Annotated in this window: 14 protein-coding genes; 9 read left to right on the top strand and 5 right to left on the bottom strand. The window is 70.4% G+C overall.

The annotated features are described in order from the left end of the window. Positions 1–47 precede the first annotated feature (47 nt). Positions 48–1,793 carry an ABC transporter ATP-binding protein gene (locus tag ACZ6R6_RS31435; RefSeq protein ID WP_470099445.1) on the bottom strand — a complete coding sequence of 582 codons (1,746 nt, stop codon included), beginning with the start codon at positions 1,791–1,793 and terminating at the stop codon, positions 48–50. Between the two features lie 67 nt (positions 1,794–1,860). After that, on the bottom strand, positions 1,861–3,552 hold the full coding sequence (locus ACZ6R6_RS31430; protein WP_470099443.1) for an ABC transporter transmembrane domain-containing protein: 1,692 nt from the start codon (positions 3,550–3,552) through the stop codon (positions 1,861–1,863). A gap of 109 nt (positions 3,553–3,661) precedes the next feature. Here ACZ6R6_RS31430 and ACZ6R6_RS31425 point away from each other — a divergent pair, with 109 nt between their 5' ends. After that, complete coding sequence (locus ACZ6R6_RS31425; RefSeq protein ID WP_306864020.1) at positions 3,662–3,895, top strand: RNA polymerase subunit sigma-70; 234 nt, start codon at positions 3,662–3,664, stop codon at positions 3,893–3,895. A gap of 2 nt (positions 3,896–3,897) precedes the next feature. Beyond that, positions 3,898–4,476 (top strand): Clp protease N-terminal domain-containing protein, encoded by a 579-nt coding sequence (locus tag ACZ6R6_RS31420; protein WP_470099441.1) that lies wholly within the window; start codon positions 3,898–3,900, stop codon positions 4,474–4,476. Positions 4,477–4,658: 182 nt separating this feature from the next. On the opposite strand, the gene ACZ6R6_RS31415 is transcribed toward ACZ6R6_RS31420, so the two are convergent. The 3 genes from ACZ6R6_RS31415 to ACZ6R6_RS31405 form a co-directional block, all read right to left on the bottom strand. Continuing rightward, complete coding sequence (locus ACZ6R6_RS31415) at positions 4,659–5,396, bottom strand: succinate dehydrogenase/fumarate reductase iron-sulfur subunit (RefSeq protein WP_470099439.1); 738 nt, start codon at positions 5,394–5,396, stop codon at positions 4,659–4,661. Further along, positions 5,393–7,324: a fumarate reductase/succinate dehydrogenase flavoprotein subunit gene (locus tag ACZ6R6_RS31410; protein ID WP_470099437.1), complete on the bottom strand. Its 1,932-nt coding sequence runs from the start codon at positions 7,322–7,324 to the stop codon at positions 5,393–5,395. The genes ACZ6R6_RS31415 and ACZ6R6_RS31410 overlap by 4 nt, the downstream gene beginning before the upstream one ends. Positions 7,325–7,405: 81 nt before the next feature. Next, positions 7,406–8,170: a succinate dehydrogenase cytochrome b subunit gene (locus tag ACZ6R6_RS31405; protein WP_470099435.1), complete on the bottom strand. Its 765-nt coding sequence runs from the start codon at positions 8,168–8,170 to the stop codon at positions 7,406–7,408. 198 nt (positions 8,171–8,368) lie between these two features. Between ACZ6R6_RS31405 and ACZ6R6_RS31400 the strand changes: the two genes are divergently transcribed. The 7 genes from ACZ6R6_RS31400 (at position 8,369) to ACZ6R6_RS31370 (ending at position 16,452) form a co-directional block, all read left to right on the top strand. Beyond that, the gene (locus tag ACZ6R6_RS31400; RefSeq protein ID WP_470099433.1) at positions 8,369–9,301 is read left to right on the top strand and encodes a LysR family transcriptional regulator; all 933 of its coding nucleotides are present in this window, start codon (positions 8,369–8,371) and stop codon (positions 9,299–9,301) included. Positions 9,302–9,529: 228 nt separating this feature from the next. Continuing rightward, positions 9,530–10,684, top strand: a complete 1,155-nt coding sequence (locus ACZ6R6_RS31395; RefSeq protein ID WP_470099431.1) for a PP2C family protein-serine/threonine phosphatase — start codon at positions 9,530–9,532, stop codon at positions 10,682–10,684. Next, the gene (locus ACZ6R6_RS31390; RefSeq protein ID WP_470099429.1) at positions 10,681–12,261 is read left to right on the top strand and encodes a sensor histidine kinase; all 1,581 of its coding nucleotides are present in this window, start codon (positions 10,681–10,683) and stop codon (positions 12,259–12,261) included. The genes ACZ6R6_RS31395 and ACZ6R6_RS31390 overlap by 4 nt, the downstream gene beginning before the upstream one ends. After that, positions 12,254–12,703 (top strand): response regulator, encoded by a 450-nt coding sequence (locus tag ACZ6R6_RS31385; RefSeq protein ID WP_306863999.1) that lies wholly within the window; start codon positions 12,254–12,256, stop codon positions 12,701–12,703. Before ACZ6R6_RS31390 ends, ACZ6R6_RS31385 begins: the two co-directional genes overlap by 8 nt. 294 nt (positions 12,704–12,997) lie before the next feature. After that, positions 12,998–13,786: a hypothetical protein gene (locus tag ACZ6R6_RS31380; RefSeq protein WP_470099427.1), complete on the top strand. Its 789-nt coding sequence runs from the start codon at positions 12,998–13,000 to the stop codon at positions 13,784–13,786. Between the two features lie 9 nt (positions 13,787–13,795). After that, complete coding sequence (locus tag ACZ6R6_RS31375; RefSeq protein WP_470099425.1) at positions 13,796–15,688, top strand: fumarate reductase/succinate dehydrogenase flavoprotein subunit; 1,893 nt, start codon at positions 13,796–13,798, stop codon at positions 15,686–15,688. 2 nt (positions 15,689–15,690) lie between these two features. Next, a complete protein-coding gene (locus ACZ6R6_RS31370) occupies positions 15,691–16,452 on the top strand; it encodes a succinate dehydrogenase/fumarate reductase iron-sulfur subunit (RefSeq protein WP_470099423.1) in 762 nt (253 codons plus the stop codon). Positions 16,453–16,537: the final 85 nt, after the last annotated feature.

The following is a 16,537-nucleotide window of genomic DNA, read 5'->3' as shown; positions in this document are numbered from 1 at the left end:
GCCCCCGGCACCCGCGCCGGAGAGCGGCGCGGGCGGGGGCCGCCGTCCTACTTGGACGTGCCGTGCCAGCTGCTCCACAGCGCCGCGTAGGAGCCCTCGGCCGCGACGAGCTCGTCGTGGGAGCCGAGCTCGCTGATCCGGCCGTCCTCGACCACCGCGACCCGGTCGGCGTCGTGCGCCGTGTGGAGGCGGTGGGCGATGGCGATCACGGTGCGGCCGTCGAGGACGGCGGCCAGCGACCGCTCCAGGTTGCGCGCCGCCCTGGGGTCGATCAGCGAGGTGGCCTCGTCCAGCACCAGGGTGTGCGGGTCGGCCAGGACCAGGCGGGCGAGGGCGAGCTGCTGCGCCTGGGCGGCCGAGACCGGCTCGCCGCCGGAGCCGACGGCCGTGTCCAGGCCGCCGGGCAGCGCCTCGACCCACTCCAGGGCGTCCACGGCCGACAGCGCCGCGCGGACCTGGGAGTCGTCCGCGTCGGGGCGGGCGATCAGCACGTTGTCGCGCAGGGTGCCCCGGAACACGTGGTGCTCCTGGGTGACCAGGGCGACGTGACCGCGCAGGTCGTCCAGCGGGAGCTCGACCAGGGGGGTGCCGCCGACCGTGACCGCGCCGCTGCGCGGGCCGTGGATGCCCGCGAGCAGGCGGCCCAGCGTGGACTTGCCCGCGCCGGACGGGCCGACCATCGCCAGCCGCTCCCCGGGCTGGACCACCAGGTCGATGCCGTGCAGCACGTCGTGGCCCTCGCGGTAGGCGTAGCGGACGCCGCTGGCCCGCAGTTCCTCTCCGTCGGGAGTGCCGGGACCGGCCTCGCGGTCGTCCGGCACCTCGGCGACCCCCAGCAGGCGGGCCATGGAGGCCCCGCCGACCTGGAGCTCGTCGATCCACATGAGCAGCCGGTCGAGCGGGTCGATGAGCTGCTGCACGTAGAGCGTGGCCGCGGTGACCTGCTCCAGCGAGACCCAGCCCCGGATGTAGAACATGCCGCCGATGACGAGCGTCGCCACGATCGGGATCACGTAGCCGAGCTCGACCGCCGGGAACCAGACCGTGCGCAGCCCCAGGGTGTAGCGTTCGGCCGCCCACGACCGGGAGATGTCGGTGTCGGTGCGGCGGTGCCGCCGGGCCTGCAGGCCCAGGGCCTCCACCGCGCGGGCGCCGCCGACCGTCTCGGCCAGGCCGTCGGTCATGTCCGCGTAGGCGGCGCTCTCGCGCAGATAGCCGTCCCGGGCCCGCTTGAGGTACCACCGGGTGGAGATCCACAGGATCGGCGCGGCCAGCAGCGAGGGCAGCGCGAGCAGCGGCCCCACCACCAGCAGCGCGCCGACGGTGATCACGCAGGTGACCAGCGCGATCAGCGTCTCGGGTACGGCGTGCCGTACCGTGCGCGACAGCGCGTCCACGTCCCGCGAGGTCCGGGTGATGAGGTCGCCGGATCCGGCGCGCTCGACCGTGGACAGCGGCAGGCCGAGCACCCGGCCTACGAACTCCTCGCGCAGCTCGGCGAGGACCTTCTCGCCGAGCCTGGAGGAGGCGTAGACCGCGGCCCTGACCAGCACCGCCTGCGCGACCAGGAAGCCGCCGATGGCCAGCGCCACCATGGTGACGTCGACCCCGGTGCCGTCGTGCACCCCCTGGACCAGCCGGCCCAGCAGCCACGGCACCGCCAGGCCCGCGACGGCGGCCAGGCCGTGCAGGCCGAGCGCCACCGTCAGGTCGCGGGGGTATTTCAACGTGAGCCTGCGGGCGTACGCCCGGACCTGCGCCTGGTCGGCGACGGGCAGGATCTGCCTGCTCATGCCTTCTCCTCCGCCCGCCACTCGGAACCTGTGCTCACACGATCACGACGCCCTTCCGCTCGCCCGCTCACGAGTCTTCCCCTCTGGTGACCACGGCGGTGTAGGCCGGCACGGTCGCCAGCAGCTCCCGGTGCGTCCCCTGGGCGTGCACGACGCCGCCCTCGACGTAGATCACATGGTCGGTGCGGTCGAGCACCAGCGGGCTGGTCGTGCAGACCAGCGTGGTCTTGCCCGCCCGGGCCTTGGCCAGCCGGTCGGCGATGCGCGCCTCGCTGTGGGCGTCGACCGCGCTGGTGGGCTCGATGAGGATGAGCACCTCCGGGTCGGCCGTCAGCGCCCTGGCCAGGCGGAGCCGCTGCTGCTGGCCGCCGGAGAACTCCCGGCCCGACTCGGCGACGTGTCCGTCGAGGCCGTCGGGCAGCGCCTCGACGATGTCCTCGGCGCAGGCGGTGTGCAGCGCGCCGGCGATGTCGGCGGCGGAGGCCCCGCCGGAGACGTCGAGCTCGTCCCTGAGCACGCCGGCGAAGAGCTTCGCGCCGTTGTCGGCGACCAGGATCCGGCGGCGGACCTCGGCGATCGGCAGGGTGTCCAGCGGCACGTCGCCGAAGTCGACGTCGCCGTCGCTGTAGCGGCCGAGCCGGTCGGCGATCGCGACGGCGTCCTCGGGCGTGGCCGCCGCGACGGCGGTGAACACGCCGGGGCGGACCGCGACCCCGGAGGCCACGTCGCGCAGCAGGCCCCCGCCCGAGTGGCCGGTGCCGCCGTCCACCTCCGGCTCCAGGTTGAGGATCCGCACCACCCGGCGGGCCGCGACGTGTCCCTTGGTCAGCTTGTCGGCCGCCTCGGTCAGCGCCCGCATGGGGGCGATCAGGAAGACCGCGTAGCCGTAGAAGGCGACGAGCTGGCCGGGGGTGATCTTGTCCTCGATCGCGAAGGTCGCGCCCAGCCAGGTGACGCCGGCGATGAGCAGGCCGGGCAGCAGGATCTGCGCGCCCTCCAGGGTCGACTCGACCGCGGCCACCCGCACGCCCGCGTGCCGCACCCGCTGCGACTCCTCGGCGTAGCGGTCGGCGAAGACCTGCTCGCCGCCGATGCCGCGCAGCACCCGCAGGCCGGCGACGATGTCGGCGGCGCGGGTGGACAGGTCGCCCTGGAGGTCGCGGTGGGCGTGCTGGCGCCGGTGCAGCGGCCGGAGCAGGGGGACGACGGCGACGGCCATGACCGGCACTCCGATGAGCACGGTCAGGCCGAGCGGCAGCGAGGCCCTGATCAGGATGACGGTCACCGTGACGATGGCGACGATCGCACCGGTGCCCCTGAGCAGGATGTCCATCGCGCTGCCGATGTGGGCGATGTCGGAGTTGCCGACGCTGACCACCTCGCCGGTGGACATGCGCTTGGGCAGGGTCGCGCCCAGCCGGGTCGACTGCCTGACGGTGACCTGGACGGTCCGGTAGGCGGCGCACAGCCAGTTGTAGACGGCCATCCGGTGCCGGAGGATGCCGGCGGCCGCCTGCACGATCCCCAGGCCGAGCAGCACGGCGCCCCAGGTGACGAGGGCCGGGGTGTCCTTGGCCCTGATGGCGTCGATGCCCTCGCCCATCGCGGTCGGCACCAGCGCCATCGCCAGCCACCACAGGGTGGCGTAGCCGATGCCGAGAAACAGGGAGCCCGCCTGCATGCGGGCGATCCAGCACAGGTATCGGACCGGGCTGCGGGCGTCAGGGGTGCCGGGGTCGGCGACAGGTAGGGAGCGCATAGCCAGTCCAGGCTGACAAACTCCTTCCTCAGCAGGCAAACCATTTTCTGACCTCCGGCGACGTCAAGCAGGGTTGACAGCCACTTGATGTCAACCTAAATTGACAGACATGAGCGATACGGCGCAGCTGGCCTCCGACGCCGGCAGCCGCGATCCGGCCGTCGGCCTGCGGGCCGTGCGGGCGCTGCGGATGCTGGTCGACCGGCTGGAGGCCCTTCAGGTGGAGAACGCCAGGCAGCAGGGCTGGTCCTGGCAGGAGATCGCCAACTGCCTGGAGGTCACCCGGCAGGCGGTGCACAAGAAGTACGCAGGGGGCCGCGGCCTGTTGAGGCGGGAGAAATAAACATGTTCGAACGGTTCACACACGAAGCCCGGCAGGTCGTGACGCTCGCGCAGACGAACGCCCGGCGGCTTCACCACAGCCGGATCGGCACCGAGCATCTCCTGCTCGGCCTGTGCGAGCAGCCGGCCACCCTGTCGGCACGCCTTCTGGCCCGGCACGGGCTCGACCATGCGGAGGCGTCCGCCGCGGTGGTCCGCCTCATCGGCCCCGCACCGGACGGGGAGCTGGACAGGGACGCCCTGGAGACGATCGGCATCGACCTCGACGCGATCCGGGAGAAGGTCGAAGCGGCCTTCGGCCCCGGCGCCCTCGACCGGAGACCGGAGCAAGACCACCGTGGCCGCCTCCGCAGCGGCCGTCACATCCCGTTCTCCCCCCATGCGAAGAAAACCCTGGAGCTCTCCCTGCGGGAGGCTCTCGCCCTCAAGCACAGGCACATCGGCGACGGCCATATCCTCCTGGGCCTGCTCCGGGGAGGCGACGACCTGGCCCGCCGTGTCCTCGACGAGGCGCGCATCGACACGGGGACGCTGCGCCGGGAGATCGTCGAGAACATCGGCCCCCACCGAGCCGCCGGTTAGAACCCGCCCGACGCCACCTGTATGACGCCGCCCGCCCCGGTGCCCGGCCTCATCGGTCGGATACCGGGACGGGCGGCGTCCGCGTGAACCGCGCGGATCCGCGACGCCCGTGCCCGGCACGGAAACGCGGGCCGTACCGGATGAGAATCCGGTACGGCCCGCGCCCGCTCCTACCCGTCCGGCTACTTCGACGCCTTGAGGTAGTCCCGGTTCATCTGGGCGATGGTGTCCAGCGGGATGCCCTTGGGGCAGACCGCGGTGCACTCGCCGGTGTTGGTGCAGCCGCCGAAACCCTCGGCGTCCATCTGCTCGACCATGGCCTTGGCGCGGGAGTCGCGCTCGGGCTGGCCCTGCGGGAGGAGGCTGAGGTGAGTGATCTTGGCCGCGGTGAAGAGGGAGGCCGAACCGTTCGGGCAGGCGGCGACGCACGCGCCGCAGCCGATGCAGGTGGCCGCGTCGAACGCCGCGTCGGCGTCGACCTTCTTGACCGGGACGCTGTGCGCGTCGGGGGCGGACCCGGCGGGAACGGAGACGAAACCGCCCGCCTGGATGATCCGGTCGAACGCCGAGCGGTCCACGACCAGGTCCTTCACCACCGGGAAGGGCGCGGCGCGCCACGGCTCGATGGTGATGACCGCGTTGTCCTCGAAGTGCCGCATGTGGAGCTGGCAGGTGGTGGTGGCCACCTGCTCGCCGTGCGCGACGCCGTTGATGACCATGCCGCACATGCCGCAGATGCCCTCGCGGCAGTCGTGGTCGAAGGCCACCGGGTCGTCGCCCTCCAGGATGAGACGCTCGTTGAGCACGTCGAGCATCTCCAGGAAGGACATGTCGGGAGACACGTCCTCGACGCGGTAGGTGACCATGCGGCCCTTGTCCTGGGGGCCCTTCTGGCGCCAGACCTTGAGAGTGAGGTTCACTTGTAACTCCGCTGGCTCATCTTGACGTACTCGTAGTCGAGGTCTTCCTTGTGCAGGACCGGGCCCTGCTCGCCGTACTCCCAGGCCGCGACGTAGGCGAAGTTCTCGTCGTCGCGCAGGGCCTCGCCGTCGGCGTCCTGCGACTCGGCGCGGAAGTGACCGCCGCACGACTCGGTGCGGTGCAGCGCGTCGATGCACATGAGTTCGGCCAGGTCGAAGAAGTCGGCCACCCGGCCGGCCCGCTCCAGTGCCTGGTTGAGCTCGTCGGCCTCGCCGGAGACCTTCACGTTCTTCCAGAACTCCTCGCGGAGCTCGGGGATCCGCTCCAGCGCCTTGCGCAGCGACTCCTCGGTCCGCTCCATGCCGCAGTAGTCCCACATGAGCTTGCCCAGCTCACGGTGGTAGGAGTCGGCGGTGCGGCTGCCGTTGTTCGACAGCAGCCTGTCGATCTTCTGGCGGACCGCGATCTCGGCCTCGGCCACGGCCTCCTCGTCGACCTCTCCGTAGGGGCCGTTGGCGAGGTAGTCGCCGATCGTGGTCGGCAGCACGAAGTAGCCGTCGGCCAGACCCTGCATCAGCGCGGAGGCGCCGAGGCGGTTGGCGCCGTGGTCGGAGAAGTTGGCCTCGCCGATCACGAACAGGCCGGGGATCGTGGACTGCAGGTCGTAGTCGACCCACAGGCCGCCCATCGTGTAGTGCACGGCGGGGTAGATGCGCATCGGCTGGGTGTAGGGGTCCTCGCCGGTGATGCGCTCGTACATCTCGAAGAGGTTGCCGTACTTCTTCTCCACCGCGTCGCGGCCGAGCCGCTTGATCGCGTCGGCGAAGTCGAGGTAGACGCCCAGGCCGCCGGGGCCGACGCCGCGGCCCTCGTCGCAGACGTTCTTGGCCGCGCGGGAGGCGATGTCACGCGGGACCAGGTTGCCGAACGCCGGGTAGATGCGCTCCAGGTAGTAGTCGCGCTCCTCCTCGGGGATCTGCGAGACGGGCCGGTCGTCGCCCGCCTTCAGCGGCACCCACACGCGGCCGTCGTTGCGCAGCGACTCCGACATCAGGGTCAGCTTGGACTGGTAGTCGCCGCTGACCGGGATGCAGGTCGGGTGGATCTGCGTGTAGCAGGGGTTGGCGAACATCGCGCCGCGCCGGTGCGCCCGCCAGATCGCCGTGGTGTTGCAGCCCTTGGCGTTGGTGGACAGGAAGAACACGTTGCCGTAGCCGCCGCTGGCCAGCACGACCGCGTCGGCGACGTGCCGCTCGATCTCGCCGGTGACCATGTCGCGGACGATGACGCCGCGCGCCCGGCCGTCGGAGACGATCAGGTCGAGCATCTCGTGGCGGGTGTGCATCTCCACGGTCCCGGCCGCGATCTGCCGCTCCAGCGCCTGGTAGGCGCCCAGCAGCAGCTGCTGGCCCGTCTGGCCGCGGGCGTAGAAGGTCCGGGAGACCTGCGCGCCGCCGAAGGAGCGGGTGTCGAGCAGGCCGCCGTACTCGCGGGCGAACGGCACGCCCTGGGCCACGGCCTGGTCGATGATGTTCACGCTGACCTGGGCGAGCCGGTAGACGTTGGACTCGCGGGCGCGGAAGTCGCCGCCCTTGACGGTGTCGTAGAACAGCCGGTAGATCGAGTCGCCGTCGCCGCGGTAGTTCTTGGCCGCGTTGATGCCGCCCTGGGCCGCGATGGAGTGCGCGCGCCGGGGCGAGTCCTGGTAGCAGAACGACTTGACGTTGTAGCCCAGCTCGCCGAGGGTCGCGGCGGCCGAGCCGCCCGCGAGACCGGTGCCGATGACGATGACGTTGAGCTTGCGCTTGTTGGCCGGGTTGACCAGCTTGGCGCTGAACTTCCGCTTCTCCCAGCGGTCCTCGATCGGACCCTCGGGAGCCTTGGTGTCGCGGATCGGCTCGCCTTCGGTGTATTTCAGGGTCGTCATCGTCCGATCACCGTTCCTCGTTCGCTACGCGGATGGCCTGCTCCGCGGCGTCCGCCGCCGCGCTCACTGCGTCGGGTCCGCTCACTTGACCACTCCGGCCATGACCGCGATGGGGACCGCGAGGAAACCGAGGACCAGCACCGCGGAGATCGCGGCGGCCACGCCCCTGAGCGGGCGGTAGCTGCGGCCGCTCGCCAGCCCGAGCGTCTGGAACGCGCTCCACAGGCCGTGCCTCAGGTGCAGGCCGACCATGACGACCGCGAGCACGTAGAAGATCGTGACCCACCAGCGCGAGGGGTCGAAGCCCTGCACCAGCTTCTCGTACGGCGTGCCGTCCCAGCCGGCCGGGTTGACCGTGCCGAAGGTCAGGTCCAGCAGGTGCCAGATGACGAACAGGACGATGACGACGCCGCCGTAGCGCATGGTGTGCACGGCGTAGCCGCCCGCCTGGGACTTGCGCTTGGCCGCGTACTTGACCGGGCGGGCCTTGCTCGCCCGGCGGGCCAGGGAGATCGCCGACCACATGTGCAGGCCGACCGCCACGGCCAGCACGACCTCGACGACGGTCAGCAGGACGCGCCTGGGGACGATCGGCTCGCCCATGGTCCGCAGGAACTCGGCGTAGGCGTTGAAGGACTCGGCGCCGAAGAAACTCTTGAGGTTCCCGGCCATGTGGCCGATGAGGAAGAGCACCAGGATGGCGCCCGTGACGGCCATCACCGCCTTTTTCCCGTTGGAGGTGCCCAGCAGCCCGCCGGGCCTGTCGGGCTTCGCGTTCTTCGCGGCGGCGTCCGCGGGGGGGTTGACCCGCGCGGTGGCGGATCCGCGCTCAATCGTGGCAGTCACGTACGTGACGCTAGGAAACGCGCTTTACCTGCGTCCAAGTCATCACGGATGTGGTTTCCATAGCCTGTGGCTATTACCTCTGCGTCCGGGGAGTTTACCCGGGCGGGTCCCGCGGGCCGGTGCGAGCAATCTCACATCCTCCCCGGCACCGGGGGGCGCCCCGGATCCGGCACCGCCCCCTCCGTACGCTAGGGAAGCGTGCAGCTTCAGCAACTGGCCTATTTCGTGGCGGTCGCCGAGGCCCGGCACTTCACTCAGGCCGCCGAACGGATGCGCGTCGCCCAGCCGTCGCTCAGCAAGCAGGTCAAGGCCCTGGAGGCCGAGCTCGGCGCGCCGCTGTTCAGCCGCGCCAGGGGGAACGTCACCCTCACCCCGGCCGGGGAGGCCCTGCTGCCGCTGGCGCGCCGGATGCTGGCCGACGCCGAGACCGCGCGGCGTGAGGTCGGCGAGCTGGCCGGGCTGCGCCGCGGCCGGGTGCGGCTGGGCGCCACGCCCTCCCTCTGCGCCGGGCTGATGGCCGACGCGCTGGCCAGGTTCCACCGCGCCTACCCCGGCATCGAGCTGCTCGTCGAGGAGGGCGGCTCACGCGACCTGGTCCGCACCCTCGCCCGCGGCCAGCTCGACCTGGCGCTGATCATCCTGCCCCTGCAGAGCGACGACCCCGCCCTGGTCACCGAGGAGATCCTGCGGGAGAACCTGGTCGTCGTCTCCCCCTCCGCCGCGCCCGCGCGCAGGCCGTACATGCGGATAGAGGAGCTGCGCGGGCAGCCGATGGTGATGTTCCGGCGCGGCTACGACCTGCGGGAGGCCACCCTCGGCGCCTGTCGTCATGCCGGGTTCGAGCCGAGGCTGGCGGTCGAGGGCGGCGAGATGGACGCCGTGCTCCGTTTCGTGGAGGCCGGGCTGGGCATCGCCCTGGTCCCCTCGATGGTCCTGGACGGCCGCCCCGGTCTGAGCGGGACGCCGCTGGCGCCTCCCGGGCTCCGCCGCACCATCGCCATCGCCCACCGCAAGGACGTCGAGCCCACCCGCGCCGCCCAGGCCTTCCGCGCGACCCTGCTGTTCTATCTCGCCGAGGCCGCCCACGACGGCAGCCTCCCCGAAGGTGTGGAATTGATCACCACGGCTTGAGCGACCCATTTCCCGGATGGCATACCGGAGAAGGCGCGGGCCGTACAAGATGGTCAAGGTCCGCGAGCGACTGCGCCGCGGCGGGGAGCGGCGGGACGTCCGCTCCGGGCCCGACCACCGCCGCAGCCGGGAGCCTGGGACGAGACCGATCGCTGTCCCATAAGTCCTGGTGTCACACTATTCTGCATAGCGTTAATAGGTGCTCCCCGATCCCGCAAAGAGGCGTCAGTGACCGCCCCTCCCCCCGACACGCTCACGATCCTCCTCATCGAGGACGACGCGGGCGATGCCTTCCTCGTGGAGGAGCTGCTCGGCGAGGCGGACAACCCGCCGAAGATCATCTGGGTGCGCAGTCTGGCGGAGAGCCGCGTACGGCTGACCGAGGACGTCCAGTGCGTGCTCGTGGACCTCTCGCTCCCGGACGCGACCGGCCTCGAAGCGCTGGAGCAGGTGCTGTCCATGGCGCCGCACGCCGCCGTCCTCGTGCTGACCGGACTGAACGACACCCACGTGGGCACCGAGGCCGTGGCGGCCGGCGCCCAGGACTTCCTGGTCAAGCAGGACGTGGAGGCCCGGCTGCTGGCGCGGGCGATCCGCTACGCGATGGAGCGCAAACGCGCCGACCTGGCCCAGCGCAGGCTGGTCGAGGTCGAGCTGCTCACCAAGGAGAACTCCCGCCTCGAACGCGGGCTGCTGCCGGTGCCGCTGCTGGAGACCGAACATCTGGAGCACCAGGCCCGCTACCTGCCGGGCCGCAGACGGGCCCTGCTCGCCGGCGACTTCTGGGACACCGTGCAGAGCCCCGACGGCGCCGTGCACGTGGTGGTCGGCGACGTGTGCGGGCACGGCCCGGACGAGGCCGCGCTGGGGGTCGCGCTCCGGATCGCCTGGCGGACCCTGGTCCTGGCCGGGCACACCGGCAACGATCTGCTGCGCACCCTCGACTCGGTGCTCCGCCTCGAACGCAAGTCCGCGGAGATCTTCACGACGCTGTGCATCGTCACGATCGACCCCGCCCTCAGCACCGCGCGCATGCACGTGGTCGGCCATCCGCCGCCCCTGCTGATCCGCGACGGGACGGTCGGCGTGGTGCCGGGCACCCCCTCGGGACCGCCGCTCGGGATCTTCCAGGGCGTGGACTGGACGGAGATCGAGGTGCCGCTGGGCCGTGACTGGTCCCTGCTGCTCTACACCGACGGCCTGATCGAGGCCACCGTCGGCGGCGGGCCCGACCTGCTCGGCACCGAGGGTCTGCTCCGCCTGGTCCACGAGCAGGGCGGGATCCACCTCGACCGGCTCATCGACCGGGTGACCGAGCTCAACCAGGACGCGCTCAGCGACGACCTGGCGACCGTGCTCATCTCACGGAACGGGCGGGGATGAGCGACCGCCCCCGCCCCCTGCCCGCCGCCGCGCCGGCGACGGGCTTCGGGAAGCTGCGCGTGGGGCAGTGGTTCCTGCTCGCGGGGGTGTCCGTCACGCTGATCTTCACCATCGCCGGAGCCTTCACCATCTCCTCGATCGAGAAGACCCGCCAGGCCAGGGTGGCCGTGGTGGACGTCGTCGACCCCGCGGCGCTGCGCATCCTGGAGATCTCCAACGCGCTGACCTCGCAGGAGAGCTCGGTGCGGGCCTACGGCAGGACCAACGAGGAGTCGTCCCTCCAGGACTACCGCCGGTCGGTCACCGCGGAGGCCGACGCGCTGGCCGCGCTCGACCCCCTGCTGCCCCGGATGCCGGAGCGGCAGGCGGTCGGCGCCGAGGTCGCCCGGCTGAAGGCGGCCGGAGACGCCTGGCGGCGCGACTACGCCGACAGGCTCATCGCCTCCGTGCCGACGCTGGGGACCGAGGCCAGCAACCGGCAGAACGCGCCCGTCAACGCCGCGCGGTTCACCGAGATCCGCCGCTCGCTCACCGCGCTCCAGGACCACCTGAACCGGCTGCACGCCGAGGGCGGCGCCCGGCTGGAGGAGGGCTGGCAGGCTCTCTACGTCGCGCTCATCGGGGTGGCCGGCGTGCTGGTCCTGGCCGCGATCGGCTTCACGCTCATCGTCCGGTACGCGGTGCTGCGCCCGACGGCGGAGCTGACCGGCCAGGTCCGCGCCGTCGCCCAGGGAGACTTCGACCACAAGCTCAGGGTCGAGCGCCCCTCCGAGCTGGCCGAGCTCTCCAGCCACGTGGACGCCATGCGCCGCCGCATCCTCGCCGAGTGGCGGCGGGCCTCCGAGGCGCAGGGCAAGCTGGAGGAGCAGGCGGCGGAGCTGCGGCGCTCCAACGGCGAGCTGGAGCAGTTCGCCTACGTGGCCAGCCACGACCTGCAGGAACCGCTGCGCAAGGTCGCCAGCTTCACCCAGATGCTCGACCAGCGCTACGGCGACCAACTCGACGAGCGGGCCAAGCAGTACATCGCCTTCGCGGTGGACGGCGCCAAGCGCATGCAGCTGCTGATCAACGACCTGCTCGACTTCTCCCGGGTCGGCCGGCTCGGCGGCGAGCGGACCACGATCGACTCCGGCGCGGCCCTGCGGTCCGCCCTGAACAACCTCTCGACCACGATCGAGGAGACCGAGGCCACGGTCACCTCCGACGACCTGCCCGAGGTGCACGGCAACCGGGCCCAGCTCGCCCAGCTCTTCCAGAACCTCGTCGGCAACGCGCTCAAGTTCCGCTCGCAGGAGTCCCCGCGCATCCACATCGGCGTACGGCGCGACGGGGACATGTGGGAGTTCTCCTGCGCGGACAACGGGATCGGCATCGAGAGCAAATACACTGACAGGATCTTCCTGATCTTCCAGCGCCTGCACGGCCGCGACGCCTACGCGGGCACCGGAATCGGGCTGGCGCTGTGCAAGAAGATCGTCGAATACCACGGCGGCCGGATCTGGGTGGACGGCGAGGAGACCGACAGGCCCGGGACGACCTTCCGCTGGACGCTTCCCTCTGGAGATGTGGATGAATGACCTGCGCTGGATCGACGTGCTCCTGGTCGAGGACGATCCGGGCGACGTCCTGCTGACCCGGGAGGCGTTCGAGCTCAACAAGGTGCGCAACAAGCTGCACGTCGTCAACGACGGCGAGCAGGCCATGGCCTTCCTGCGCAAGGAGGGCGAGTACGCCGACATGCCCCGGCCGGACCTGATCCTGCTGGACCTCAACCTGCCCCGCAAGGACGGCCGGGAGGTGCTCCAGGACATCAAGGCCGACGAGAAGCTCCGCAGGATCCCCGTGGTGGTGCTGACCACGTCGGAGTCCGAGGAGGACATCCTGCGCAGCTACAACCTGCACGCCAACGCCTACGTCTCCAAGCCGGTCGACTTCGACCAGTTCATCAACGTGGTCCGGCGGATCGACGACTTCTTCGTCACCGTCGTCAAGCTGCCCAGCTCCGACCAGCACTACTGACCTGCGTCCCACCCGCCGTAGGCCGGGCTGACCGGGGATCTCCCTGGAGCCCCGTTCAGCCCGCGTTCCTGACAGGTCGATGACCTCTCCCTGACCAACGTGACAGGAATCACATCCGGTCAGTGAAAATGTGAGTGACCCTTCTCACATAATCCCCGGGCTCCGTCGTAACGTATCCCCACCAATAACACGCGCGCACGTGTGAGCCGGCGCGACCATGGCCCAGCGCGCGGCACAACTGAAACGACCCGGACCCCCGGCGAGCAGGGTCCGCGGGAGGTGGAGAGGTCTCCGATGACCCAGACAACGGCCGACAGCCCGGCCAGAAGGCAGCGTGCGCAGATCAAGGAGCGCACTCTCCGTACCGATCCGTGGTGGCGCTATCCACTGATCACTTTCATCATCTTCATGGCGTTCCTCGTCTACGCGACGTGGGCGATCTTCGACGCGGACTTCTTCGTGTCCCCGTACCATGCTCCGTTCGCCTCCCCGTGTCTGGCGGAGGCGAGCTGCCCGCCGGAGTCGCGGCTGTTCGGCTTCGCGCCCTTCGGTGACTGGTACACCCTGCCGCCGGGCCTGCTGATCCTGGGGCTGCCCGCCGGCTTCCGCTTCACCTGCTACTACTACCGCAAGGCCTACTACCGGGGCTTCTGGCTGTCGCCCCCGGCCTGCGCGGTCAACGAGCCGCACGGCAAATACACCGGCGAGTCCCGCTTCCCGCTGATCCTGCAGAACATCCACCGCTACTTCTTCTACGCGGCGATCGTGGTCGGCCTGATCCTCGCCATCGACGCGGTGAAGGCCCTCATCGGCAGGCCGGCGGGGCTCGGGACGTGGATCCTCATCGTCAACGCCGTACTGATCAACCTGTACACGCTGTCGTGCCACTCCTGCCGCCACATCACGGCCGGGCGCCTGAACCACTTCTCCAAGCACCCGATCCGATACCGGGCGTGGGGCTTCGTCTCCAAGCTCAACGCCAAGCACCAGGAACTGGCACTGGTCTCGATGTTCTCGGTCATGGGCGCCGACCTCTACGTCCGGCTGGTCGCCAAGGGCATCGTCAACTTCCCGTTCGCATAAGGATCAGCTGTGGAAATCGAGCGTCACGAATACGACGTCGTCGTCATCGGCGCCGGCGGGGCAGGACTGCGGGCGGCCATCGAGGCCCGCCAGCAGGGCAAGCGGACGGCGATCGTCTGCAAGTCGTTGTTCGGCAAGGCGCACACCGTCATGGCCGAGGGCGGCGCGGCCGCCGCCATGGGCAACGTCAACAGCGCCGACAACTGGATGGTGCACTTCCGCGACACCATGCGCGGCGGCAAGTTCCTCAACAACTGGCGGATGGCCGAGCTGCACGCCAAGGAGGCTCCCGACCGGGTCTGGGAGCTGGAGGCGTGGGGCGCGCTGTTCGACCGCACCAAGGACGGCAAGATCAGCCAGCGTAACTTCGGCGGGCACGAATACCCCCGGCTGGCCCACGTCGGCGACCGTACCGGCCTGGAGCTGATCCGCACCCTGCAGCAGCGTGTGGTCGCGCTCCAGCAGGAGGACGAGAAGCTGCACGGCGACGCCGAGGCCTACATCAAGGTCTTCCAGGAGTGCACGGTCACCCGCCTGCTCAAGGACGGGGGCGCGATCTCCGGCGCCTTCGGCTACTGGCGGGAGAACGGCAAGCTCATCCTGTTCGACACCCCCGCGGTCGTGCTGGCCACCGGCGGCATCGGCAAGTCCTACGTGGTGACCTCCAACTCCTGGGAATACACCGGGGACGGCCACGCGCTGGCGCTGCTGGCCGGGGCGAAGCTGATCAACATGGAGTTCATCCAGTTCCATCCCACCGGGATGGTCTGGCCGCCCTCGGTCCGCGGCATCCTCGTCACCGAGTCCGTCCGCGGCGACGGCGGGGTGCTGAAGAACTCCGAGGGCAAGCGCTTCATGTTCGACTACATCCCCGAGGTGTTCAAGGACAAATACGCCACCACCGAGGAGGAGGGCGACCGCTGGTACACCGACCAGGCCAACAACCGCCGTCCGCCGGAGCTGCTCCCCCGTGACGAGGTGGCGCGGGCCATCAACTCCGAGGTGAAGGCCGGCCGCGGATCCCCGCAGGGCGGCGTCTACCTCGACGTCTCCACCCGGCTCCCGGCCGCCGAGATCATCCGGCGGCTGCCGTCGATGCACCACCAGTTCAAGGAGCTGGCCGACGTCGACATCACCAAGGAGGCCATGCAGGTCGGGCCGACCTGCCACTACATCATGGGCGGCGTCGAGGTCGACGCCGACACCGGCGCGGCGGACGTCCCCGGCCTGTTCGCGGCGGGCGAGGTCTCCGGCGGCATGCACGGCTCCAACCGGCTCGGCGGCAACTCGCTGTCGGACCTGTTGGTGTTCGGCCGCCGCGCGGGCGCCGGAGCGGCCTCGTACGTGGACGGGCTCGCCGCCCGGCCGAAGATCTCCCAGGACTCGGTGGACGCCGCCAGGGCGGAGGCGCTCGCCCCGCTGGAGCGCGGGGGCGAGAACCCCTACGAGGTCCACCAGGAGCTGCAGCGGACGATGAACGAGCTGGTCGGCATCATCCGCAAGGCCGAGGAGGTCACCGAGGCGCTGGAGGCGGTGGGCAAGCTCAAGGAGCGGGCCCAGGGAGTCGGCGCGCCCGGCAGCCGGATCTACAACCCGGGCTGGCACCTCTCCCTCGACCTGCGCAACATGCTCCTGGTCTCCGAGTGCGTGGCCAAGGCGGCCCTGATCCGCCAGGAGAGCCGCGGCGGCCACACCCGCGACGACTTCCCCGGCATGTCGGCCGAGTGGCGCCGCAAGCTCCTGGTGTGCGGCCTGTCCCCCGACGGCTCCGGTGTGACCGTCGAGGAGAAGGTCCAGCCCTCGATGCGCGAGGACCTGATCACGCTGTTCGATCGGGACGAGCTGAAGAAGTACATCACCCAGGAAGAGCTGGCCGACTTCGACGCGTTGGTCAAGGAGTAGCCATGAGTTACAAGGCGAAGTTCCGCGTGTGGCGGGGCGAGGGCGGCGAGGGCAAGCTGGAGGACTTCACCGTCGAGGTGAACGAGGGCGAGGTCGTCCTCGACATCATCCACCGGCTCCAGGCCACCCAGGCCCCCGACCTGGCGGTCCGCTGGAACTGCAAGGCCGGCAAGTGCGGCTCCTGTTCCATGGAGATCAACGGCAAGCCCAAGCTCGGCTGCATGACCCGGATGTCCACCTTCACGGAGGACGAGACGATCACGGTGACGCCCATGCGGACGTTCCCGGTGATCAAGGACCTGGTCACGGACGTGTCGTTCAACTACCAGAAGGCCCGGGAGATCCCCTCCTTCACCCCGCCGTCGGACGTGAAGCCCGGCGAATACCGCATGCAGCAGATCGACGTCGAGCGGTCCCAGGAGTTCCGCAAGTGCATCGAGTGCTTCATGTGCAACAACGTCTGTCACGTGATCCGTGACCACGAGGAGAACAAGACCAACTTCGCCGGTCCGCGCTTCCTGATGCGGATCGCCGAGCTGGACATGCACCCCTACGACGTGACCGACCGCAAGGAGGCCGCCCAGGAGGAGCACGGCCTGGGCTACTGCAACATCACCAAGTGCTGCACCGAGGTCTGCCCCGAGCACATCAAGATCACCGACAACGCGCTGATCCCGATGAAGGAGCGCGTGGTCGACCGCCGCTACGACCCGCTGGTCTGGCTGGGCAACAAGATCTTCAAGAGGTCCGGCTCGAAGAGCTGACCCTCCCCTGCGAGCCCCTCCCCTACCAGCGCCGCACCTGCCCGACAGCGCCGGCCCGCGTCACGCGGCCGGCGCTGTCGCGTTC

The organism is Streptosporangium sp. NPDC048886 (assembly GCF_055586905.1).
The sequence above is the reverse complement of the archived record's forward strand: the minus strand, read 5'-3'. Positions and strand labels throughout refer to the sequence as shown.